At 44.2% G+C, this 24,887-nt stretch carries 18 protein-coding genes; 11 read left to right on the top strand and 7 right to left on the bottom strand.

Going from position 1 to position 24,887, the window contains the following annotated elements:
• Nucleotides 1–299 precede the first annotated feature (299 nt).
• Nucleotides 300–1,589 (bottom strand): glucose-1-phosphate adenylyltransferase, encoded by a 1,290-nt coding sequence (gene glgC / locus KIH87_RS14020; RefSeq protein ID WP_232358484.1) that lies wholly within the window; start codon nt 1,587–1,589, stop codon nt 300–302.
• 355 nt (nt 1,590–1,944) lie between these two features.
• Here glgC and KIH87_RS14015 point away from each other — a divergent pair, with 355 nt between their 5' ends.
• The gene (locus KIH87_RS14015; protein WP_232358483.1) at nt 1,945–4,131 is read left to right on the top strand and encodes a response regulator; all 2,187 of its coding nucleotides are present in this window, start codon (nt 1,945–1,947) and stop codon (nt 4,129–4,131) included.
• Nucleotides 4,132–4,342: 211 nt separating this feature from the next.
• Nucleotides 4,343–5,950, top strand: coding sequence for a methyl-accepting chemotaxis protein (locus KIH87_RS14010; protein ID WP_232358482.1), 1,608 nt, complete (start codon nt 4,343–4,345; stop codon nt 5,948–5,950).
• A gap of 25 nt (nt 5,951–5,975) precedes the next feature.
• Here the strand turns inward: KIH87_RS14010 and KIH87_RS14005 are convergent, their stop codons facing one another.
• A complete protein-coding gene (locus KIH87_RS14005; protein WP_232358481.1) occupies nt 5,976–6,182 on the bottom strand; it encodes an NF038104 family lipoprotein in 207 nt (68 codons plus the stop codon).
• Between the two features lie 162 nt (nt 6,183–6,344).
• On the opposite strand from KIH87_RS14005, the gene KIH87_RS14000 reads away from it, so the two are divergent.
• The 3 genes from KIH87_RS14000 to KIH87_RS13990 all read left to right on the top strand — a co-directional run bounded on the left by KIH87_RS14000 (nt 6,345) and on the right by KIH87_RS13990 (nt 8,691).
• On the top strand, nt 6,345–6,872 hold the full coding sequence (locus KIH87_RS14000) for a hypothetical protein (RefSeq protein ID WP_232358480.1): 528 nt from the start codon (nt 6,345–6,347) through the stop codon (nt 6,870–6,872).
• Between the two features lie 160 nt (nt 6,873–7,032).
• Nucleotides 7,033–7,692: a 2OG-Fe(II) oxygenase gene (locus KIH87_RS13995; protein WP_232358479.1), complete on the top strand. Its 660-nt coding sequence runs from the start codon at nt 7,033–7,035 to the stop codon at nt 7,690–7,692.
• Nucleotides 7,693–7,866: 174 nt separating this feature from the next.
• Nucleotides 7,867–8,691 (top strand): 23S rRNA (adenine(2030)-N(6))-methyltransferase RlmJ, encoded by an 825-nt coding sequence (locus KIH87_RS13990; RefSeq protein ID WP_232358478.1) that lies wholly within the window; start codon nt 7,867–7,869, stop codon nt 8,689–8,691.
• Between the two features lie 86 nt (nt 8,692–8,777).
• Here KIH87_RS13990 and KIH87_RS13985 read toward each other — a convergent pair whose 3' ends face one another.
• Entirely contained in the window at nt 8,778–9,476 is a 699-nt protein-coding gene (locus KIH87_RS13985) for a hypothetical protein (protein ID WP_232358477.1), read from the bottom strand.
• Nucleotides 9,473–11,347 (bottom strand): motility associated factor glycosyltransferase family protein, encoded by a 1,875-nt coding sequence (locus KIH87_RS13980; protein WP_232358476.1) that lies wholly within the window; start codon nt 11,345–11,347, stop codon nt 9,473–9,475. The genes KIH87_RS13985 and KIH87_RS13980 overlap by 4 nt, the downstream gene beginning before the upstream one ends.
• Nucleotides 11,348–11,721: 374 nt before the next feature.
• Here KIH87_RS13980 and hrpB point away from each other — a divergent pair, with 374 nt between their 5' ends.
• Both hrpB and KIH87_RS13970 read left to right on the top strand, forming a co-directional pair.
• Nucleotides 11,722–14,259, top strand: a complete 2,538-nt coding sequence (gene hrpB, locus KIH87_RS13975) for an ATP-dependent helicase HrpB (RefSeq protein ID WP_232358475.1) — start codon at nt 11,722–11,724, stop codon at nt 14,257–14,259.
• 248 nt (nt 14,260–14,507) lie between these two features.
• Complete coding sequence (locus KIH87_RS13970; protein ID WP_232358474.1) at nt 14,508–16,919, top strand: TonB-dependent receptor; 2,412 nt, start codon at nt 14,508–14,510, stop codon at nt 16,917–16,919.
• Between the two features lie 493 nt (nt 16,920–17,412).
• Here KIH87_RS13970 and KIH87_RS13965 read toward each other — a convergent pair whose 3' ends face one another.
• A complete protein-coding gene (locus tag KIH87_RS13965; protein ID WP_232358473.1) occupies nt 17,413–18,021 on the bottom strand; it encodes a hypothetical protein in 609 nt (202 codons plus the stop codon).
• A gap of 271 nt (nt 18,022–18,292) precedes the next feature.
• Complete coding sequence (gene tsaA, locus KIH87_RS13960) at nt 18,293–18,988, bottom strand: tRNA (N6-threonylcarbamoyladenosine(37)-N6)-methyltransferase TrmO (RefSeq protein WP_232358472.1); 696 nt, start codon at nt 18,986–18,988, stop codon at nt 18,293–18,295.
• Nucleotides 18,989–19,152: 164 nt separating this feature from the next.
• Between tsaA and KIH87_RS13955 the strand changes: the two genes are divergently transcribed.
• Genes KIH87_RS13955 through KIH87_RS13940 form a run of 4 tightly spaced genes read left to right on the top strand, consistent with a single transcriptional unit; the run spans nt 19,153 to nt 23,764 of the window.
• Entirely contained in the window at nt 19,153–20,082 is a 930-nt protein-coding gene (locus tag KIH87_RS13955) for an ABC transporter ATP-binding protein (protein WP_232358471.1), read from the top strand.
• Nucleotides 20,082–20,816 carry an ABC transporter permease gene (locus KIH87_RS13950; RefSeq protein ID WP_232358470.1) on the top strand — a complete coding sequence of 245 codons (735 nt, stop codon included), beginning with the start codon at nt 20,082–20,084 and terminating at the stop codon, nt 20,814–20,816. Before KIH87_RS13955 ends, KIH87_RS13950 begins: the two co-directional genes overlap by 1 nt.
• A gap of 5 nt (nt 20,817–20,821) precedes the next feature.
• Complete coding sequence (locus KIH87_RS13945) at nt 20,822–22,660, top strand: Gldg family protein (RefSeq protein ID WP_232358469.1); 1,839 nt, start codon at nt 20,822–20,824, stop codon at nt 22,658–22,660.
• 15 nt (nt 22,661–22,675) lie between these two features.
• A complete protein-coding gene (locus KIH87_RS13940; protein ID WP_232358468.1) occupies nt 22,676–23,764 on the top strand; it encodes a DUF4340 domain-containing protein in 1,089 nt (362 codons plus the stop codon).
• 99 nt (nt 23,765–23,863) lie between these two features.
• Here the strand turns inward: KIH87_RS13940 and folD are convergent, their stop codons facing one another.
• Nucleotides 23,864–24,718: a bifunctional methylenetetrahydrofolate dehydrogenase/methenyltetrahydrofolate cyclohydrolase FolD gene (gene folD, locus KIH87_RS13935; RefSeq protein WP_232358467.1), complete on the bottom strand. Its 855-nt coding sequence runs from the start codon at nt 24,716–24,718 to the stop codon at nt 23,864–23,866.
• Between the last annotated feature and the right edge of the window lie 169 nt (nt 24,719–24,887).

Here is a 24,887-nt window from a genome sequence, read left to right as displayed (position 1 = left end):
CCAGATATGTCACTAGAATATTTTGAGGAACGTTACTTTTAGTGAATTCCAGGCGAGTATACGCGTCAATAGTGAGACTATTGCAAGTAAACTTAACGAAGAAGTCGCTAAAAATAACCGACTCAAAACGCTTTCTTATGCGCAGCTGAGGTTAATTAACCAACAACAGGATATTATTGGCATTGTAGACCTTTACGATCTCAAATCAATCCACGGGTGGTTTTTAGGGGCTGTTCTGCTATTTATTGCCGCTTAGTATTGACGCAAGTGCAGCAGCCCCTGATATTCGATTGAAAGCGTTAGAGCGAGCTTGCCAACTTCTCCTTATATTTTGTCAACATTTGTTGGGTCACTAACACAGTTCCTTTATCGGTAATTCTAAATCCTCGGGCTTTGTCGTATTCAGCATCAAATCCTATTTCCATATGCTCAGGTATGATACTGGCGCTGTCAATGATAGCGTTTTGAATGCGGGCATGGCGACCAACCACTACGTTGGGAAGCAATACTGAAGAGTTTACTTCCGAGTAAGAGTTAACGCGGACATTGGAGAATAATACTGAATGAGAGACTTTGCCACCTGATACGATGCAACCGCCGGAAACCATTGAATCCACAGCTTGCCCTCTTCTTTCCTCATTGTTGAAGACAAATTTTGCTGGGGGAAGCTGTTCCTGATAAGTCCAAATTGGCCAGCTGCGATCATAAATGTTGAGTTCTGGATCGGGCGCCACCAAATCCATATTGGCTTCCCAAAATGAGTCCAAAGTACCGACGTCACGCCAGTACGGCATTTTATCCTGACCATCATCTTTTCTGTCTCGAAAACGAAATCCGTGAACATTAAAATCAGCAATGCTGGAAGGGATGATGTTAGCGCCGAAATCGTGGCAGGAGTCCTGCTTTTCTGCGTCAGCCAGGAGTTGCTCAATCAGAAACTCAGTGTTGAATATATAATTACCCATTGAGGCCAGGGTATAGCCGGGTTTATCGGTTAATTCTTTTGGATGCGGGGGTTTTTCCTCAAAAGCGGTGATTCTGCCATCTTCATTTACTGTCATCACTCCAAACGCGCCAGCGGCTTGTTCAACAGGAACTTCGATGCAGGCAACACTTAAGTCGGCACCACTTTGCACATGTTCAGCCAGCATGTCGCCATAATCCATTTGGTACACCTGATCACCCGCCAATATCATAATGTACTTGGGAGCCAGTGTCTGGATAAACCCTAAATTCTGGTAAAGAGAATCGGCTGTGCCTTGATACCAATCATTTGATATTTGCTGTGACGCAGGAAGAATCTCAATGAATTCCCCTAATTCATTTTTAAAATGTCCCCACCCCCTTACCAAGTGTCGGATTAGAGAATGAGCCTTGTACTGAGTGACAACGCCTATTTTCCTGATGCCAGAATTGATGCAGTTGGATAAAGGGAAATCAATGATGCGGAATTTGCCACCAAAATGAACTGCCGGTTTGGAGCGCAGGCTGGTTAATTCGTGCAGTCTGCTGCCTCTTCCTCCAGCTAATACAATGGCTAGCGTGTCTTTAGTCAAACGACTAATGTAGCGAGTATCTGATTTTTTCATGAGTTATTTTCTCTCATGCGAGTTTCAATAAGAGTAACTTATTTCACTCTAATTGCTTTGATTGTCGCCAATAATAAGGTGAAATTGTTACGAAAAAGTTAATTCTGGATAGTTTTCTTGTCGAAGTCAAAATCTTATTTTGAAGTATATTTTGTTTGTAAATATTCAGGTTTTGAATCTCGACTAAAGGCGGAACCAAATGCAGAAAAACTCATTTTATTAGCTATAGTTAACTCTAGACTGTCAGGCACAATTGTAAAGGTTCAGGAAACTTACTTAGTCTTTTTGGAGCATGGCTATTTACGTATGGTTTCTTAAATGATTATCGGAAGAGGAATATAAAACGGGCGCAACTATGATTGAAAGTGTACTAGGCAAAGGCATTCGACAGCGGTATCTATTGGCACTGGCATTTATAGCCTTTATTGTCACCTTGACGGGCTTGTGGGTCGCTAAAATATTGACTGAACAATATGATGATGCCTATGTTGTGAATATTTCAGGTATGCAACGGATGCTGTCACAAAAAATTGCACTGCAAGTTCATATCTTGGAGAACTTTTCTGAATCCGAAGAACAAACCCTGGGAGCATTACGTTCTGCTATTACCCGTTTTGAGTTAAACCATAAGACCATCACTGATGGCGCGACAAGTCCAGAAGAAGCGCTGCATTTATCCCCCGAGCTACGAGATTTATTATTTCTGGGCGCCCCCAGCCTTCATGAGCGGGTTCAGGAATATATTCAAGTGGCGCGTAATGTTGCTGAGGGAAATAGAGAGGCGAGCAAATCCTACGTTTTTAATTCAGAGCATATTGAGGCTTTGTTGATGGATTTGGATGCTGTAGTCAGTCAGTTTGAGTCAGAAACAGCTTCTTCTGTGGAAATGTTGCAATTTGTAGGCTCTGCGGCATGGTGCCTTATTATGCTGGTTTTGGTAATGGAAGCCATCTTCATTTTTAAACCGATGGAAGAGAGCATTTTGCGTCGTACCGATGAATTGGAAGATGAACGTAAAAATGCCATTTTACTTAAAGAAGCTGCCGAAAGGGCAACGATTGCCAAAACAGAATTTCTTGCCAACATGAGCCATGAGTTGCGCACCCCTCTGAACGGTACGTTGGGGATGTTGGAATTAGCCGAATCTGAACTGAATGATGAAAAGCGCAAAGAGTTTATTTTTAAGGCGCATCAGGCTGGAAAACATCTGCTGAGCATAGTGAACGACATTTTGGATATTGCCAAAATTGAGTCAGGTAAAACCGAACTGGAAGAACACGACTTTGAGTTGCCAGTGGTGCTTGATAGTTGTTTGTCTCCTTTTGCCATAACCTGTGAACGCAAAAATCTTAAATTTCGATTTGTGGCTAATACCGACTTACCTGTTTGGGTACGCGCCGATTCCACCCGGTTATCCCAGATCATCAATAATTTGCTCAATAATGCGGTGAAGTTTACCAGCAGCGGCAGCATTACTGTAACCGCTGGTGTTAAAGTGGATAAGGGGTTGATGTTAGAGCTGGTGGTTCAGGATACCGGCATTGGTATTAGCCCGGAAAAACTGGACGATATATTTCAACGCTTTAATCAGGTTGATAACTCCCGCACCCGACAATATGGTGGAACAGGCATTGGGTTGTCGATTTGTAAAGAGTTAGCCGAACTGTTGGGGGGAGGTATTTGGGTTGAAAGTGAAGAAGATGCAGGTTCAACCTTTTACGTTCAGATACCACTAGGACAACCTGACAATAAAGTTGTATTGCATCCTCCTTCGGGTGCTGACGACACTCTGCATTGTGCGGTGATTGACGATCTGGACACCAGTTGTCGCTATATGCAATTAATCTTGCGCCAGGTGAATATGGAAACGGATATTTTCCTATCGGGAGAAGAGTTTTTGCGTCAGGAGAAGGACATTAGCCACTATTTTGCCGTATTCATCGACCTGCATATGCCAGGAATGGATGGCATTGAAGTTGCCAGAGCTTTACAGGCCAGGTTAGGTAGTAAATGCCCTAAATTGATCATGGTGTCTGCGGCGTCTGATGAGTTGGACTCATTGCCACATTTCTCCAATTTATTCTGGAAACTCTATACCAAACCCATTAACCCTTACGCTATCACGCGTGACATGAAAGTTGCGCTTGGTCGTGCAGAACCCGAATCTGGCGAAAAACGGGCGCTTCGAGTTTTGGTTGTGGAAGATAATGAGATAAATGCACAAATTGTGAAACATATGTTGGAAGGAAACGGTCATAGTGTGAAGCATGTTTGTAACGGGGAAGAGGCTGTGCAAGCGGTGCAGGAAGATTGTTTTGATTTGGTCTTGATGGATGTGGACATGCCAGTAATGGATGGATTACAGGCCAGCAAAATTATTAAGACGAAATTGAAATTATCGGTGCCTATTATAGCGCTCACGGCTCATGCTTACGAAAGTGATAAACGCGCCTCACAAGAGGCTGGAATGGCTTTCCATGTAAGTAAACCTATTGATAAAAATATCTTGATGGAGACTATTGATAAAGCCATGTCAGCCTAAATGGTATGCTTATTCATCAGTCTGTAAGAATCATCAGTATTGGAAAATAATCCGTAGATTTATCGTTTAAGTATGCTAGTTTACGCAGGTCGATGGCTATTGTGTTGCTGGTCGTATTTAGGCGGATAGCTTATTATTTTCCTGCCCCATCATCTTATACAAAATGCGCTTCGAAACATTGTTAATTCAACTTAAAAGTGAAGGTACATTCATGTCGATTTTTGATTCTATTAGCAAGAAAGTCATGCTGGGTTATTCTGCCATTTTGGTGCTATTGATCATCACTGCGACTTTTCTGTATCAGGAATCCACTGCGATTAACGAGCAAAAAGACTATTTTGCTCAAAAAACCTTACCTGCATTAAGAAACGCTGAAAATGCCACAGCTAATTTAAGTGCCATGCAAATTGCGGCTTTTGGTTTGTATAGCACCTCACTGGAGCAGGGAATGTTTACTCAGCAGGTGGAGCAGTACGATGCAAAACTGGATGAGTTGATACGTTCATTGGAACAGTTACCCTTTGCCAAGTCTTTAGGGCTTAAAGCCGAGAAAGAGACTGTCTGGACTGAGTTAGGCAAGTTACAGCAGATTATGTCGGCTGGACGTGTCGATTGGGATGGCGCCCGCGAACAGCTTAATATTATCCAGAGTGCTTCCGAACAGTTTCGCAGCAAGCTGGATAAGGTAAAGTCCATGGTGAGTGAGCAGGCGGAAGATGCATCAGCCAAAATTAGCCATGAAATTGCCTTAATGCGCGGCCTGATTATATTCAGCGTTGTTGCCATTGCGTTAATCACGTTACTAGCCTTTGGCTTTTCACAACGCAGTATTGTTAAACCTGTCAAATCTTTGTCTGAACAATTGGACGATGTCGCGGTTGCGAAAGACTTACGCCAGAATATCCTTGTTGATACCAATGATGAAATTAGTGATGCTGCCAGCAGTGTTAACCAGCTATTGGTTGCGTTTCGTGAAGGGAATATGGAAATTCAGCACTCGGCATCCGCTATGTTGTCATCGGTAGAAAAGCTGAATATGTCAGCCCGGTTATCTGACGATCAAGTCTTAACTTTCTTTAAGCAGGTTTCAGAACTGTTCAATAAAATTGAAGTCTTGGAAAATTGCATTGAAGTGAGTGCTAACCGCTCTTTAAGCGCTTCAGAAATGGCTCGTACTGGTGCTCAGCAGGTGAAGCAGGGAGCAGAGAATGTGTCAAAAACCTCTAACAGTATTTCTGTGCTTGCCAGTGATGTTGAAAGGTCGGCTGAAATGTTGCTGAGTTTGAAAAATGCCGGCGATAAAGTCGGTTCAGTGGTGAAAACCATTGCTGAAATTGCAGAGCAAACCAATCTTCTGGCATTGAACGCTGCGATTGAAGCGGCTCGTGCCGGGGAATCTGGTCGAGGCTTTGCCGTTGTGGCAGATGAAGTTCGTACTCTGGCTTCTCGAACTCATGACTCGACCCATGAGATCAACAAGATTCTGGATACCATCGTTTCTTCCATCTCTTCAACGGTAACAACGATGGATTCCAATAAAGCGAAGGCAAATGAATCCGTTGCGTTGGCTGAATCAACCGTGGTTTCGCTGGGTGAAATTACCAATACTGTTGAAGCCTTAAGCAACGAGAACCACGATTTAGCGAATTTGGCTCAGGATATTAAAGCGAATGCCAGTGCAATGCGCTCCAGTGTTGATGAAATAGAAGCTGCCAGTACGGCGGTTAGGGATACCAGTAAAGAGACTCGCTCTGCGGCGAATGAGTTGTCTGGTGTGTCTCGGTCGCTTAATGAAGTAGCGAACCGATTTAGAGTTTAGGTTTCATGTCCAACGGGTGCTTACGTTAATTTTCGTGAGCATCCGAGCTATCTTCTTCGTTCTCTTCCTCTTCATCCTCGTCATCAATGATATCGGGTGTGACTGCATCGACAACGTCTACCGCTCCGCCAATAACGGTCGTAGTAACGCTTACCGCTGTTGATACAGCCGTAACGGCCACGCATCCAGACAGGTTCAACATAAGGAAAAACAGCAATAGGAATTTGTTCATAGCGCCTGTTATAAGGTCTAGAGAAGAAACTCGGATACTAACCCGGTTTTTCGAATATGAAAACCTGTTAAAAATAAGTTAAGGAACAATTCATTCGCTCACTTTAATACTGAAAACCTGTTTTCTCGTGACGTTTTTTCTTCAGATTTAAGAGGACGAGCTATGAAAAACCTACATTTGCTGTTATCGACATTACTGATAATGGCATGCACCAATCAAGCATTTGCGGGTGTAAACTGGGATTTTGATGACGCCAATATCGTCATTGAAATAGGTGATAAACAAGAAAGAAAACATAAATCACATAAGCAGCATCGGTATTCTTCTCGGTATCAGAACAATCAGTATCAGGCTAAACATTATTGCGAGGAACATGCAACCGGAGACTGGCATGATTATGATGGTTGGTATGAACAGGATGGCTGGAAACATAAACGTAAAAAACGTGAACGGCGAGGGCATTGGCAGCATTGGGAAGAGCAAGGAAATATCGTCATTAATCTGCCCAATTTAGCCGTTTATAGTGCGGGTTATCGTGATTTGCCCAATCACTGCTGGGGTGTACAAAAAGAAGGTTTTTGGGATGGGCATCGAGCCTTGATTGGTGGGCAGATGTGCCGGGATCGAAGTGGAAATACCTATATGCCACCTTCCAGTAGATACCTTATCCGTTACCTGCATCGCCACTAGTTTTTGCTTGCCGTTTGTCGAAGGCAAGAGTATAAAGCATCGCCCACAACAAGCTTGGTTTTTGACCTATATTACCTGCCCCGTTGTGTGGCGTACTTTATCAATAACCTTAACTGTGCCGGTGAGGTTAAATTGCTTTGTATTTTTGCGAAGGCGATAAATGAGCGACACATTACCTCTGGAACAACTTGTATCTGAAGACCTGTTTGAACGCATAGTGCAAGATTTGCATAGCCAGGGCTTCAGTATTCAAACCAATGCCTTGCCGGAAGCTCTTGCTATTGGCCTGAAAGATTATGCTTTTGAAATGAGTTCCGCGAAATTTCAGAAAGCCGGTATTGGTCGTAAAACCGATTTCACAAAAAGCGAAGTGATCCGCCGAGACGAAATTTGCTGGATTACCGGCGCATCCGAGATTGGGCTGTCTTGGCTGAACTGGTGTGCACTGTTCCAACAATATGTAAATCGTCGTTTGTTCCTTGGACTGTTTTCCTATGAAACCCATTTCGCTCATTATGGCAAAGGAGATTTTTATAAACGCCATTATGACGCCTTCCGGGGAGAGGCAAACAGAGTGTTGTCGATGGTGGTGTACTTGAACCCTGATTGGCAAGAACAAGATGGTGGTGAATTGGTGTTATATCGCTCCGACGATGATGCCGACGGAATTTATGTTGCCCCGAAACTGGGTACTGTTGTGGTGTTTCTGAGTGAAGAATTTCCTCATGAAGTGTTGCCTGCAAAGGCTGATCGTTACTCTATTGCTGGTTGGTTCCGGGTTAATGGCTCTAATGCCCATAAGGTGGATCCTTCACGGTAACTTTCACAAGTTTTTAGGTGCTCAATTGAATGTTAAGGAGAGGATTTAGTTGAGCATCTGAGTTTAGTATCTATTAAACTATCTCCGTTCAATGAACCCGGCTAAATGCCAAGAGCTAAGTGCTCAATCGTGCTAAATGTAAGCGCTAAATCAGATTTTAATCAGGACATTTTCATGCTCAGTTATCAACACAGTTACCATGCTGGCAATCACGCAGATGTAATCAAGCATTGGATATTGGTTGAGTGTATTCACCACCTTCAGAAAAAAGACAAGCCCTTCGATTATATCGACACACACGCTGGTGGCGGAATGTATTCGCTGGATTCAACGGAAGCGCGTAAAACCGCAGAAAGTGACCAGGGCGTGTTAAAGCTGGACTGGAGTACCCTGCCAGATTTTGAGCATTACCATGACTTGGTTAGTGAGGACTTACAACAGCGTGAGTATCCGGGGTCTCCTATGTTGGTGAAACGAATGCTACGAGAAGGTGAACATGCCTGGCTGTTCGAAATGCATCCTCAAACTATCGTCGATTTGCAGCGTCATTGCGCACAACGACGTGTTTGTTACGTAAAGCATGAGGACGGATTTCAAGGTTTGTTAGGCTTGTTACCCAATAAAAGCCGTAGAGCGATTGCATTGATCGACCCTTCTTATGAGATTAAAAGCGATTACCAAACCGTTGTTGATGTGATGGAAAAAGCCTACAAGAAGATGCCGCAAACTATGATTTTGCTCTGGTATCCGGTGGTGGATCGCGAATTCACTGATGCCATGGAGCAATCAATTAAAGCGTCGACAATGCGCAATGTGCAATTGTTTGAAATGGGCGTAAGAGCCGAATCGGAAAAGGGTATGACGGCATCGGGAATGATAGTGGTGAATCCGCCCTGGACATTAGCCGACAAGTTTAACAATGTGATGCCGAAAGTGTCGGGTATGCTCTCTGAGGATGGTGTTGCGCGAGTGCGATTTGAACAATTACTTGATGAGTGACAATTTTCTTAAAAAGGCCATCAAGTTAAATGATGGCCTGATGTATATTGAAAGATTAACTTTCTTTCACGGCTGAATTTTCCTGGCTAGTGATGACCAAAAACATAACTACAGCCATGGGAATAATAAGCCCAATTCCCATTGAGCACCTGAGCTTGCACATCACCCTCGCCATTTCTATTATTCCAGGTTCCTCTCCAATAACCGTCCCAATATGGCCCATAGAAATACATATTCGCCATTAAATCACCTTTAACGTTGGGATCTGAGACGAGGGTCATGCTAATAACATTGGTAGCGTTATATTTACCTGTTGCCAGGTAGGTTCTGTTCTGATCTCCTAATGCTTGAGCAATGATCTGATCGCGATCATATTTAACGCAGAGTGTGTCAGTAACGTATTCGCCAGAGAAGTTATTGTCGGAGATAAAATCGCGTTCAATAATGAATACCGCATGTTGAACTGTGCCGCCGCCACAAGTGCCATAGCTGTCCATACCGGTTTGAGGGTCGCACGGCGCAAAAGCCGAAGCCCCGAAAGAATCACCTGAGCCGGCAGAATCACAAGCACCAAAACTGTCGGATGAACTGGAAGAATCACACGCCCCAAAGCTGTCATTGGCGGAATAAGCGTTGTCGAGTTCCGGGGAGGCTTTGGTATGAGTTGGAACATCCCACTTGTCCATGTCGTTAAAAGATAATGCCTTATCAACTTTTGCAACAGTTGATATTGCCAGCATTGCTACAGCAGCAGAAGGTAATGCAGATTTAACATTAAACTTCATAGTTGCTTCTCCTTGGTTAAATTATCGAGCTTGGTTATCGCTCTTTGAAACATATTGATGATTTCCTGTAAGGCGAAATCACAATATTCCTGCCTCTTGTTTGAGGCGATTCGGGAAAGGTGTCCGGCAGTACATGCTGCGAAATATTTGGTAATACCGGAGAAAAAGATATCGGCGCGGTGTAAGTCTTTTATTTGCGTTAAATACTTTGCTACCTGATTGAACAACTTGTGAATGTGGTGCTCTTTATATTCTTGTTCGAGGATGCTGATGATATGGTTTGCGGTATCCATATAATGTTGCATGACAGGTTGTATCTGGTGTGGCTTAAATTCCAGATCGATCAGGGAAAGGGTAAAGCTGGTTTCTTTGTCTTCTCTTGCATGTTGATTGGCAAATGCTTCAAAGCTTTGCCATTGAAACCCGGCAATTTTGACGCCGTTGGAACAGTTAATCAGTTCGGTGTTGTTATGACTGCTTGCCAGCTTTTCCATATTTTTTCGGGCAAGGTTGAGGATGCGTGTTGTTGCTATCGCACGGTTTTGATTATCTACGGCCTTCATTTCTGCATGGGGCTGGATATTGGCAAGCCTGCTATTTGCTTCAAAATAATCTGAACCCGACGCATGGTGCTTGCCTGTTTCTCTAAACCCCAGATCACAGCCTAAAAGCACAATTCGCCCAGCGCCCATAGCCAAGCTTGCCGACAGGGCGAAATTGGCAACAGTTGGGTTGCAGTAATAGAGCTGGGTGAATTTATGTTCACCCGCCTTTTCCAGTATATGAGCGCCGACATCTTGCCCTTTGGTAAAGAGTAAACAACTGGAAAATTGACGGGTAATAGCTGAAGAAACGGTATTCAGCGCTAATAAGGTGGTACTGTCGCAAAACTCTTGAGTAAACCACTTGTTTTGCACGATGGGAGTAAAGTTACTGCGCTCCATTTCGGCATGAAAATCGGGCTTAATACCAGCGCGGATCAGTGTTGCTAACGCCGTGCCGCAACTGACTATGATGAACTTATCCTGATACTTTTTTAGCGTATCAATATCCTTATCCAATGACGGGCCATTCCCGACGAGGATGAATGTTTTACTTTTGTTTGCTGTGGCATCTGTGTCGGCTACAAACGAGTGGGTTTTGGCATTATCCAGTGTGTGCAGCAGTCCAATCAATTCATCATCCATAAATCCCCAAGCCGAAACCCAGCTATTTCTCAGGTCTTTAAAGTTTTCCAATATGTTGTCAAAAAGCGGGGTTTCGTAATGGCGAAAAACGCTGATTTCGGCAAACACATTGTAGCCGATTTGCTCAGCCAGATTAGCGGTCATATCCGCGAATGCCTGATAACTGGAGGGTTGCAGTATATTGAAGGTTCCACCGAGTTGAGCGCATTGCTGACTGAGCTTATCAATGTCGGTGTAATGCAGAAAGTGGAACAACATTTCATCTTCAGGTTCCACCAGAATGATATTGGCAAAGGTGAGTTGCTGTTGCAGAGCGGCTATTTGAAAGCCTAAGCCACTGCCTAAAGCGAGCAGGTTGCTGACCAAAGGCTTGGCTCTCGGCTTATAGCCCAATTGTTTGGCTTTCTCATTAAGATTATTGATAACAACCTGATGAAGAAAACCATTCCCCGGTTGTGAGCGGTACGTCAGTGAATAGTGTGTGGGAAAGTTAAAGTAATGCTTTACTTGCATCTCGCTGGCGATGCGACCATCCATGCCATAAAAAGGCTCACCGTCCAGCTCGATATCGTTGACAAGAGAAGCGTTGGACAGAAGTTTAACAGGGCGAAAATTGACAAACTTTTTGAATAATTCCGGTTGGTGTTGAGACAGAAAATTCAGATTCTTTTGAAAGGTTTCCATGTACCGACAATCCATTTTTGAGATGAAAAAATTTTCACCTCAAAGCGGCGCCGGGTCAATTTTGTTAACCTTGATAAAAGTATAAATTGATATAATACAAAGTGCTAAAGGAATCTTTGAATGGGTCGATAACTTAGAGTTTTGATGTTTTTGGTGCTTGTTTATTAAGGTTCTGTGAAATGTTTTTGTGCATATTGTTATCTATAAACGAGCTTGTCTATTGAAATTGAGTATGTGATTTTATTCGTTAAGTATCGTTCATGCAGGGAATAATAGCAGGAACATAGGTTCTCATTATCCCCCACACCTCTTGAGTACCCCATACACTAATCTGTTATTATCTCCCCCTCAAAAATTTATCTGGCTTTGTCACTTTGTTACCTATCGAAGCGCATATTCCCAATATTCTTTCTGCCTTAAAACAGAACTCATCACTTGTACTACAAGCCGAGCCGGGGGCGGGGAAGTCTACGTTAGTGCCTTTGCGTTTGATGGAAAGTGAGCTTGCTCAAGGGAAAAAGATTGTGATGCTCGAACCGAGGCGAGTCGCAGCGCGGTCAATTGCGTCTTATTTGGCGAAGCAATTGAATGAAAAGGTGGGTGAGCGAGTTGGTTATCAGATCCGTAATGAGCGCAAAGTTTCAGAGCAAACACTCTTAGAGATAGTCACTGAAGGTGTATTGACCCGGCGCTTGCAAAGCGACCCTGAGCTTAGCGATGTTGGCTTGGTTATTTTTGATGAGTTTCACGAGCGTTCTATTCATGCCGATTTGGCATTAATGCTGGCCTTGGAGGCGCAAGAAGCGTACAGGGAAGACCTTAAAATTCTGGTGATGTCAGCCACCATTGATACCGAGCAAGTGTCGAATTACCTCAACCAAGCGCCTGTGATCTGCTGCCCGGGTCGCACTTTTCCTGTCTCGGTCGAGTATTTCGGCAAAGCGCAAGCCAAACTGTCGGAACACATTATGCGGGCAGTCAATAAAGCCTTAAGTGAGCAAGCACAAGGCGATATCTTGGTGTTCTTACCGGGACAAGCTGACATTCAGCGTTGTATGGAAGTCACGGCATCTTTGCCTTTCTCCAATGTGGAGTATTTGGCGCTTTATGGCGCACTTACGCTATCTGAGCAGTCTAAAGTGCTTGGCAAAGCCGATGATGGAAAACGTCGCGTTATCTTTGCCACCAATATTGCTGAAACCAGTTTAACCATTGAAGGCATTACCACAGTGATCGATTCCGGGCTTGAGAAAGTCCTCGCCTACGATGTAAAAAGTGGCTTGTCGCGCCTGGAAATGACGACAATCTCTAAAGCGTCTGCCACTCAGCGCGCTGGTCGAGCAGGCCGTATTCAAGCAGGGCACTGTATTCGCTTGTGGAGTGAAACTGAACAAAATAGTTTGAAGGCGTTTCAAGCTGAGGAAATCACCGTCACCGATTTAACCGATGTGGTATTGGAACTGGCGGCATGGGGCATAACTCAATATGAAGACGCGAATTGGTTAACACCTCCGCCTCAACATCACTATGAAGTTGCTCGCACGCTTAATCAGTCCCTTAATTTGTTAGATGTGAATAACAAGCCAACCTCACTAGGCTTAAAGGCGCTGTCACTGGGTTTAACGCCTCGACTTGCCAGTATGATTTTGTCGAGTAATTCAGACATCGAAAAAGTGCTGAGTTGCTTGCTGGCGGCACTTTTGAGTGAGCGCGATATTCTTGTGAATTCCCATAGTTCAGACATTACCGAACGGGTGATGATTTTAAGCGATTTTTTGCAAGAGCGCAGCCTGGTCAAAAACCATCTGGGTATTAACAAAGGTGTGCTGGAGCAGGTGAGAACCACTGCCATCAACCTGGCTTCCAGAGTCAATGTTTCCCTTAATTCCTTCTTTAACGCAAATGTATTGAGCTTGTCTGATATTCAACAACTTTCAGGGCTGCTATTGCTCAGAGCTTATCCCGACAGGCTTGCCAAGGTTCGCGGTTCTCTCAATAAAAACAGCAAAAACAACAACAAATACCTGCTGGCAAATGGCAGAGGTGTCACTTTGCGAGACGAAGACAGTATGCAAGGTTCGCCCTGGATTGTGGTCTGTGACTGTGATGGCAAAAACAAAGATGGGACTATCTACACTTGTGCCCCGATTGATTCTGAGCCGATGCAAGAAGCGATAAGTGCATATATTGAAGAAAAGACCCACTACCGCCTTGATGCGAAAAAAGAGCAGATCCTCGCCCGAAAGATAACCAGCTATAGAGCATTGGTATTGAAAGAGGAAGCATTGAACTCCGTGCCTAAAACCGAATTTACCCGGTGTGTCGCTGATATTTTACAAGAAGAAGGGTTAACTTTCTTAAACTGGACTGAGCAATGCACGACTTGGGTAAGGCGAGCACAATGGCTTGGTGAAATCCTGAATGAGTTTCCAATCATCTCTGAACAGCAGTTGCTAAATAGCCTGGATACATGGTTACTGCCCTACATCACGCAGGTTGAAACCATTAAACAGCTCAAGCAGATTAATGTTTATGAGTTATTGCTCGGCAACCTTTCATGGGAAGAGCAACAGTTTTTAGCCAAACATGCGCCTGAACAATACGTTACTCCCAGTGATAAAAAAGTAGATATTCGATATGACGAACATCAAGGCCCAACCGTTTCGGTGATCCTTCAAGAAATGTTCGGACAAATCACATCACCTCGTATCGCTCAGGGTAAAGTGCCACTGCGCTTTGAATTGCTTTCTCCTGCAAGACGACCCATCCAGACAACCAGCGATTTAGAAAACTTCTGGCAATCCTCTTATTTAGAAGTTGCGAAGGAAATGCGAGGAAAATATCCCAAGCATCGCTGGCCTGAAAACGCATTGGAAGCAGAGCCTGGTAGGTCGATTAAGCCACGGGGATAGACGTTCAACGCTTTTGTAAGCGTTAAGTTAACGCCTTGCTCTCTAAAATCGAGTGGTTGGCAGCTCTGCCCGACTCATTTCTTTCACTGTTCATCATAGCCAACATTCACATTCTAAATATGTATTCATATTCACTCATCTTGTTTGGGTGTGGCTATGCCTTTATGCTAATCGAACTTTAAATATTTGTTAAATTTCATGGGGCTACAGCTCTGTGAATACACTAATGATAAGTAACCGGTGGGTATATGCGACGCACATTATTAAGTCTTGCTGTTTCATCTATTTTATTGTCAGAAGCAGGAACTGCTCTGGCACAAGAACAATTAGAGAAAAATGGAACCGACAAAGGATTTGAACTTGAAGTTATCTCTGTAACCGCCCGTAAGCGGGTTGAAAGCATTCAGGATACACCTCTTTCAATTACGGCGGTTCAGGGGGATTTACTGGAAGAAATGGGCGTAGCGGATCTGACCGGTATTGCAAACATTGCTCCAAATGTAAGCTTTAGTACCTCGGGAACCGTGTCTGGTTCCAGCTCCAATGCTGTCGTGTATATCCGCGGTATAGGACAAAACGATTATGTACCGGTTGTGGATCCCGGTGTCGGTATTTATGTTGATGAAGTGTACATGGGACGAACCATAGGCTCTGTGCTTGATTTGGCTGATATTCAAAGCGTGGAAGTTGTGCGTGGTCCTCAGGGAACCCTGTTTGGCCGGAATACCATTGGGGGCGCAATTTCAATTACTACCAATGATCCTCACGGTGATACAGAAGGGAAACTAAGAGCAATATTAGGTAATCAGGGTAGACAAGAAATATTCGGCACGTTCCAAACAGAAATAACCGATTCGGTTAGCGGAATATTTAATGTTATGTCACGCAAACGTGATGGAACAGTGACAAGAGTGAATGTGCCCGACAGTGAAAAATTAGGCAATACTAATGCTCAAGGGGCTCGTGCAAAGTTCGAAATAGAGGCATCTGATAAATTACGTTTCAAACTTATCGCCGATTATGTGCGCGAAAGAGAAGAATCAGCGCCAGAAGTAAACGCCTATTTTCAGGACAGTCTGACCTTACCCGGTGCATGGAATGGCTTTAACGCATCAGCAGGTTTTGCTCCTTCTTCAACTGCGGAAGGTTGCGTAGCGGGTGACAGTAGCCAAGGCATTAATTGCTATAACGAATCGCAACAGCTGGGGCCCTTTGCTACCGGAGAAAACACCTTGTCACAAAATGACATTGATGCATGGGGACTGTCTTTGGGCACAACCTACGATATTAACGATAATGTGACGGCAAAATTGATTTTGGCACATCGCCAGCTTGAGGCAGACATTGCTCGTCAGGTCGATGGAAGCCCTCTTAATGTGTTTGAAAACAGGGAAAGCTACGATTCAGAGCAAACTTCCGTTGATTTAAGAATCAATGGTGTGTCTGGAAACTTAACCTATGTGGCTGGCGCTTTCTATTACCAAGAAGAATCAGATAACCAATTGGATTTTGATGGTGCGCTACAAGGTACTTTGTACCCGATTCACTTCGGTGGTATCACCGATAACTCCAACTATGCAATATATGGTGAAGGCACTTACGATATCAGTGATGACTTGCACTTTACCTTTGGTGTTCGTTACACCGATGAAGAAAAGAATGCGACACCTAATGCTTTCGCTTATCCCGGTTGTTCGATTGACCTTCGTCCGACAGCGCCAAGTGCGGCTTGTGACTCGACTCTTGCCAGCATTCCAAGACGCGCTGTTAACACAACAGAGTATTTGATCGACCCGGTCGAGAATACCATTTCGTTTGATGAGTTAACCTGGCGCGTCAACCTGTCTTACGACGTCAATAAAGACACAAGAGTGTATGGCTCAGTTTCTACCGGATTTAAATCAGGTGGTTTTGAATGGCGAGTAACCAATACCTCCTTCAGCACACCTGATGCTCAGGCATTTATCGCTTTGGGTAACGGCAGCTGTGGCGAAGGCAATGAATGTTTGCCTACATTCGACCCAGAAACGGTGACCACTTATGAATTTGGTATAAAGTCTGATGTAACAGACAACCTGCGAATCAATTCCGCCATCTTCTATAGCGATTTTGAAGACATGATTGTTGCCGCAAACCAAGGCGGAATTGCCACATTCCAGACCAATGCTGCCAAAGCAACAATTCAAGGGTTTGAGATAGAAACCACATGGGTGCCAATTGATTCTATTTTGATAAACGCCTCTGTAGGCTATCTGGATGCACAATACGATGAAGTGTCACCGGAAGCCCAAGCCGCTGGGATCACCACTGAAGATAAGTTCGTCTTTACACCGAAATGGGTATCTAGCTTAGGTATCTCCCATCTAACCGAGTTAGACAATGGCAGTACACTAACAGCCAGAGTCGACGGCGTGTACAAGGACGAACAGGAATTCGAGGCTGCTAACACTCCTTATACTCGCGATGAAGGCTATGTTGCCTGGAATGCTGCACTGAAATATACTGATGTCAGTGAAGTATGGAGCTTAACGTTAGGCGTCGAAAACCTTACCGACAAACTCTATAAAGTAGGCGGTGATGCAAACGGCGCAATAGGCTATGAAAATGTGATCTACGCCAGACCCCGTAACTTTTACATGTCGTTGGACTACTTGTTCTAACAACATAATCTGAAAATAGAAAAAGGGCTGTTCTTGATGGACAGCCTTTTTCTTTATAAGTTCGAAGTGGCTTTCTTAGTGATGCGAACATAGTACATCCTCCTATTGGTTGATCTTTAGGTTTAGATGGAAGTGTCCATATCATTAACAAAGCCCTGTGATGTTTAGAATATTCATAGTGATAGTGAATAAACATGGCTGGAATTAGCCTGGTAGTGATAGATACCACGGCTGTTGTTGAAGCATGGTGTTCAAGCGTATTCGCTGATAAGAATTCTGAGAGAATTCGCTAGTGCCTGTCTGGTTTTATGAGTCTGTATTTTTATGAGCTGCTGTTTGCTTTGTTTGTCATGGCGCGCTTGATGCGCCATCCAGAGCGTCTATTTATAAGGGCTATTCATATCATCACTCCTTTCAGCCTCCCCTTGACGCTTTTCTTCGAACAGGGGAGGGCTTTAAAAGGAGTATAAAATAAATATAAAGGAACGAACGTTTAACCTGCGCCGCCAACGGCTCTTATCAGGTTAACGTTGAAGTGATTATATTTGAATGATGTTTCGATGCTGCAATCAGTGGTTGAGCCAGATTCGTACCAAAGATTTAATGTGTCTCCTGCATTCATATACAAATTTTTTGAAACACTGTGAGTCGACCAAGTGCTCCATCCGCTAACAGTCTGTGTATAGTCGACCAGGTTTGTGCCTGTGGCCGCAATTCGAGTGCCATTATGTCGTAACGTAATATCTCCGTTACCGGTTGAAATACGCATAGAAAAATTAACGCTATATAAGCCGTTTATGGGAGCGGTAAAGGTTCCTGTGGCAGTCGAGAAATAGCCACCCGCTGATGCAATCATGGTGTTTGTGGCTAAATCGTTGTGGTTAAAATAAGCTTCTGTATCAATTTTCCAGCCGTTAGTAATTTGTTGGATGGAGCCACAATTCCTGGAGCCATCATTCATTGAAGCACTCAGAATATAGTCTGTCCGAGAATCTTTAGCGTCTGACAGCATGGTTTGAGGCGTATATGCTGTCGCTTGAGTTGCTGCTAAAGCGGATAAGCAAAGTACGGTTTTTAGAAGAAAAGAAGACTGTTTGTTCATAAGGATTCCTGCTATTGATAGCTTTAAAAAAGAAAAGTGATGATATCACTGAGGAAACTTTTCCGGTAAATATAATATCCATGTTGAATGGCGGTGATTTTTAGCATATTGATTGGTAGGGAAAGCGCGAATAAACATGGTTGAATGTGGTGAGGTGGTTTTTGACCCATGTTCGGTTCTTACATGACGGCGGATTGATTAGGGCAGAGTGCCTGTTGTTTGTCATGGCGCACTTGATGCGCCATCCAGTGCGTCTATCAAAAATAGCTATCTATATCCGTTCAATCCCTGTCACCACAACGGTGCCGTTGTGTAATCGCCAGATGACGTTAAAGTCCAATAACTTGACGCCATAAACACGATTTTCATCTTGCTTGTTGTGGTACGCCGGGCTGGGGTTGAAGGCTAATGTGTCGGTGATCAGTTGCTCTAATTCTGGATATTTGTTTTCAACTTTACCAAGTTGGTTAATCGCTGTTTCTGAATATTTTACCGGGTAAGTTGTGGGCGCTGTGTCGGCAAAACCGCTTTGGGCGTTTGGAATACTGTCGACGTAGGCGATATAGGGTTTGATGTCCAGGATCGGTGTGCCATCCATTAGGTCTACACCTGACACATGTACTAACACGTCTTTGCCTTTCTGTTCTACTTTGTCAAAACTGACTACCGACATGCCCATGTTGCTTGGGCGGTGAGTGCTGCGCGTAGCGAACACGCCCAGCTTGTCATTTCCACCCAAGCGTGGTGGGCGCACTAAGGGCGTCCATTTACCTTGTTCTACTTGATGAAACTGGAATATCAGCCATAAGTGACTAAATTGTTCTATGCCTCTAAAGGCGTTGATATCGGCATAAGCCGCGCTCATTTTGATGATGCCCTTGGCTGAGGAAACCAGCCCCGGTTGCCTTGGAATGGCAAACTTTTCTTTGTAGGGCGTTTGAATGTAGCCAATGGGGTCGATGTTCACGTTTTATGCTCTTTATTGCTCTAGTGTGAGGTTTTTGATGCCTGGAAGCTGAATATTATGTGAATTCATTTCCGCGTAAGGATAAAACGCTTGAATTTCAAACTCAACGCTCCATATTTGGCATCGCCATTTTTATGAAATTCTTTGATCATATGAGGATAATCATGATCACAGTCACCAATATAAGAAAAACATTCGGCGATTTTACTGCTGTTAACAATCTTTCCTTTCAAATAAAACCGGGTGATGTGGTTGGATTTCTTGGGCCAAACGGCGCAGGTAAATCGACAACAATGAAAATGCTCACCGGGTTTCTTTCTCCCGACTCGGGGGAAATTCGCATTGCCGATATGGCAATGGATGAGTCGAGGCGAGAGATTCAAAAGCGCATTGGCTATCTACCTGAAGGTGCGCCTGCCTATGGTGATATGACGCCAATTCAAATGTTGAATTTCATTGCTGATATTCGAGGCTTACAGGGCGAGCATAAGCTAAAGCGCATTGCTGATGTGATTGCTCAGGTTCAGCTACAAAGCGTGTTGGACAAGCCAATCGATAACCTTTCTAAAGGCTTTAAACGCCGCGTTGGATTAGCACAGGCTATTTTGCATGATCCGGAAATTTTGATTCTGGATGAGCCTACCGATGGTCTGGATCCCAATCAAAAACATCATGTTCGTGAACTGATCAAGAACTTGTCCAAAGACAAGTTGGTCATTGTTTCCACGCACATTCTGGAAGAGGTCACTGCTGTATGTAACCGCGCCATGATCATTGCTGGTGGGCAGATGTTATTCGATAGCACGCCTTTGGCATTACAGCAGCGTTCTCGCTATTTCCAAGCGGTAAGTTTGCAGTTTGATGCTATGCCCGATGTCGAAGCTTTCAAACATATTTCAGGCGTTGCTGCGCTAGAACTCGACCATGAGAACGGCATATTAACCCTTATTCCGGTGCAAGATGCGCAAGAACCATTAATTGAAGCCGTCTCACGTTTTATGCAAGACAAACAATTAACCGCTAAGGCCATGTTTGTTGAGCAAGGGCGTTTAGACGATGTGTTTAGAGAATTAACCGAAGAGGTGGCGGCATAATGGACAATATTCGTATTATCTTTAAGCGTGAGTTTGCCAGCTTTTTTGCCACGCCAGTGGCGTATGTATTTATTATCATCTTCCTGATGATGTCGGGCGTGTTCACTTTCTACGTAGGAAATTTTTACGAGCGTGGACAAGCTGATTTACTCCCTTTCTTTAACTTCCACCCTTGGCTGTACCTGTTTTTGGTGCCAGCTATGGCAATGCGTACCTGGTCGGAAGAGCGTAAGAGCGGCAGCATTGAATTGCTGATGACCTTACCGATTTCGGCTTTTGAAGCCATGATGGGTAAGTTCCTGGCTGCCTGGAGTGTGCTGGGTTTGTCGCTGTTATTGACCTTTCCGCTTTGGCTAACTGTGAATTATCTGGGCAATCCTGATAACGGCATTATTTTAGCGGCTTATATCGGCAGCTGGTTGATGTCGGGCGCGTTTCTAGCCATTGGCATTTGTATGTCGGCGCTGACGAAAAGCCAGGTTGTGGCGTTTATTCTCGCCGTTGTGGTGTGCTTCCTGTTTGTGCTGAGTGGTTCCAGTATCGTGTTGGACGCCTTTCAAGGTTGGTTGCCAACGGTACTGCTGGACACCATTGCTTCCTTTAGTTTTATGACTCACTTCGAGAACATGGCGAAAGGCGTGATTGCATTAAACAATCTGGTTTATTTCGCAGTTGTTATCGGCGTTTGGTTGTATGCGGGTTTGATGTTAATTGAACAGAAGAAGGCGGATTAAGCACAATGAAAAAAGTATTTTCTACACCTATTTCCATGTTGTTGCTGGTGGTGTTGTTCTTTGCTTTGGTGCTATTGAACAATCAAATATTCCGCTCGGCACGTTTTGATTTAACTGAAGATAAGGTTTACTCCCTGTCTGATGGCAGTAAAGAAATCATTAATGGCATTGATGAGCCTGTTCATTTGTATTTCTTCTTTTCAGATAAGACTTCTGAAGGTTTAACCAGTTTGCGTAATTATGCGAACAGGGTTGAGAGCTTGTTGAAGGAATATGCCAATGCCTCTGACGGAAAAATTCAACTGCATTTGGTCGATCCTGAGCCTTTTTCAGAGGCTGAAGATCAAGCCAGTGAATTTGGCTTAACGGCTGCCATGATGCCGGGTACGGAAGAATCTATCTACTTTGGTCTGGCGGGGAGAAACTCTTTAGATGACCAGCAAGTGATTGGCTTTTTCGACCCTCAAAAAGAGCGTTTTTTGGAATATGACATTAGCCAGCTAATTTACTTGCTGAGCGAGCCTGAGCCTTTGAAGGTAGGACTGCTTTCAGGCATTAGTGTCACGGGTGGGCAAAACCCAATGACAGGGCAGTTTGATCCGCCCTGGCATTTCTATGCTCAGTTACAAGAGCTTTATGACGTTGAAACCTTGCCTGCGGAATTCGACAAAGTGCCTGAAGATGTTGGCGTTTTGTTGTTGATTCACCCTCAGGATTTATCGGAGAAAACCCTCTATGCCATCGACCAGTTTGTGATGGCGGGCGGCAAGTTGCTGACCTTCGTCGATCCTCATCACGAGTCTGACCCTATGGCGGCGATGTCGGGCATGGCGTCGGCAAATACTTCTAGTTTATCTCGTTTGTTTGATGCCTGGGGTATCAGAATGGAGCCTGAACAAGTGGTGTTGGATGCTGCCAAAGGGTTAGATATTCGTACTCAAAAAGGCGTAACTAAACACGTAGGTTTTATTGGTTTGGATAAAGCCTATCTGGATGAAAATGATGTCATCACCTCCTCGTTGGATATGATTAATGGAGCTTCTTTCGGCAGTCTGGAATTAGCAGAAGGTAGCCAGTTGGAAATGCATCCGTTACTGCATTCATCAGAATATAGCACTCACACTAATGCCATGGTGTATGCCATGACTCGCGACCCTGATCAGTTAATGGATCAAATGACGAGTACCGAAGGCGAAATGGTTTTGGGAGCGCGTTTTCAGGGCAACGCCAAATCGGCATTTGATAAAGCCTTGGCTGGTAATGAGCAAGGCGGTATGGACTATATCGCTGAAGCGAACATCAATGTTGTTGTGATTGCTGATACTGACGTTCTGGCAGACCGTTTTTGGGTTAGTCAGGCTAACTTCTTCGGTCAAACGGTGTTTACGCCTTTTGCCGATAATGGCGCTTTGCTGACTAATGCGGTGGAGAACATGGCGGGGAGCGATTCTCTCATTAGCATTCGTAGCCGAGGCACTTATGCGCGCCCATTTACCAAGGTGCAAGAGTTAACGGCTGTGGCGGAAATGAAGTTTATGGATCAAGAAAAAATTCTTGAGCAACAGCTGAATGAAACCGAAGCGGAACTTAGCAAATTGCAGTCACAGCAAATGGAAAGTGGTGCGTTAACACTGAGCAAAGAGCAGGAAGAGGCGATTAAGGAATTTAACGAGAAGCGTATTGAGATTCGTAAAGAGTTGCGTGAAGTGCGCCATCAATTGGACAAGGATATTGAAAGTTTGGGGAGTCGCCTGAAATTTCTGAATATCGCTTTGATGCCAATATTATTGGTGCTGATGTTAGCGTTTGTGATGCGTTCATTGCGTACTCGATACAAGTCGTAGATTGCAGGAGGGAAAATGAATAAACATGTTTTACCCTTATTGGGATTAGTCACTATCGCCGTGATTTTAGGCGTGCTGTTTACGCCTTCAGGTAAGGTGACAGAAACCTCTAAAGGCAAGATGTTTCCTGATATTCAGGAACAAGCAGCGCAAGTGAGTCATTTTCTGATAAAAAATGCCGATGGTATTTTGCTTGATGCCAAGCGTGAAATAACGTCAAACGGCACTCAGTGGATTGCAAGCAATTATCATGGCTATCCCGTATCTCAGGAAAAGTTGAGTGCTTTGCTTGAGCAATTGGTTTCTGCACAAAAAGTGGAACCTAAAACCAGTAAGGCAGACAAGTATGCACGATTGGGCGTAGAGCCATTGGAAGCCGAAGATGCCCAATCGGTGCTGTTGCAAGTTCAGTCTGGCTCAGGTGCAGATACTAATATTGTTGATCTGTTAGTGGGAAATGCCAGTACGGGCGGCAGTTATGTGCGGGTGAATGGTAATACTCAATCCTGGCTTATCGACCAAATCATTACCTTACCAGACAGCCAAATGGATTGGCTGTTACAGCCGATTTTGGATGTGGCTCCTGAGCAGGTGAAGTCGCTTACACTAGAGGATGGTGGAGCAAATAAAGGACATGGCTGGACAGTATCCAAAAACATGTCAGAAGATGATAACTACCAATTGGAAAATATGCCAGAAGGCCGTGAACTTCGTTATAGCTCGATTTTAAACAGCACGGTAAGCAGTTTGGTGGAATTACAGTTTGATGATTTATCGGCCATTGATGAAAGCATTTGGCAGGATGTGAATACTATTAAATCATTAAAACTGAGCACTTTTGATGAGCGTGAAATTCGTGTCCGTATGCGCAATGTTGAAGATAAAACCTGGATACGTTTTGATATGGATGGTAATGCTTCTGGTGTTGCTCCTGATACTGCTCCATCACCTTATTGGACGCAATGGCAATACCAAATCACGTCGTTTGCTGCGAATCAGTTTGATAAAACAGTGGAAGACTTTTTGTCTGAGCCTGTTGAGGAAAATGAAGCTGCGGTAAGTGATGTTGAAGCTAATAGTGAAAGTGCTGAAAACACCAATTAGCCCCTAATTTTGGAGCTTGTTATCTGAATTTACGAAAAATGTTAAAAAGGCGCTGATTTCAGCGCCTTTTTTAAATGGAAAATTGAAGCTGTGAATATGTTAAGAATGGTACTTAACGTAAGCTTCCAATGTATTTTCAATCAAACTGGCTACTGTCATGGGGCCAACGCCGCCCGGCACAGGAGAAATCCAGCCTGCACGTTCATGAGCCGTTGCGAATTCAACATCACCGGTTAATCCCCCGTCTTCGGTACGGTTTATACCTACATCAATCACGATTGAGCCTTCTTTAATCCAGGAGCCAGGAATAAATTCCGCTTTACCGACAGCGACAACTAATAAGTCTGCGCGTTCAATATGGCTTTGCAGATCTTTGGTGAATTTGTGGCAAATTGTGGTTGTACAGCCAGCCAACAAAAGCTCCAACGCCATTGGGCGTCCAACAATATTGGATGAACCTACCACAACCGCGTCCAAGCCTTTTACCGGGCGACTGGTTGATTCAATCAGGGTCATGATGCCTTTGGGTGTGCAAGGGCGAAGTGCTGGCATACGTTGCGCCAGACGACCAATATTGTAGGGGTGAAAACCGTCAACATCTTTGGTTGGGTGTATGCGCTCAAGGATCTCACTGGGATCCAGTCCCGCAGGTAGTGGAAGTTGAACCAGGATGCCGTCAATTTCAGGGTCGTCATTTAAATCATCGACCAAGGTCAGCAGCTGCTTTTGTGTGGTGTCAGCAGGTAAATCGTAAGAGCGCTCCAGAAATCCAACTTCTTCACAGGCTTTACGCTTGTTTTGTACATATACCTGTGACGCTGGATCATTGCCAACAACAACAACGGCAAGTCCAGGGCGTCGTTTACCTGAACGAACAATAGACATTACCTGCAGCGCAACGCGCTCTCGAATGTGTTTTGCTATTTCTTTTCCGTCGATAATTTGTGCGGTCATATTTTCTTTGCCGTGGCTGTCATGTAGACGGGCATTTTCTCACGAAGTGAGGAATTTTGGCAAACTCTGAGAGAATTAAATAGTGTATTAAAAGATACTTATAATACTGTTTGCGGAAACAGTGGGCAGCTTATGCAAGCTGCCCACTGTGCTAAGTGGAAATGAATCT

The organism is Paraneptunicella aestuarii (assembly GCF_019900845.1).
GTDB lineage: Bacteria > Pseudomonadota > Gammaproteobacteria > Enterobacterales > Alteromonadaceae > Paraneptunicella > Paraneptunicella aestuarii.
Note: the sequence above shows the minus strand (reverse complement) of the source record. Positions and strands in the feature narration are given on the sequence as shown.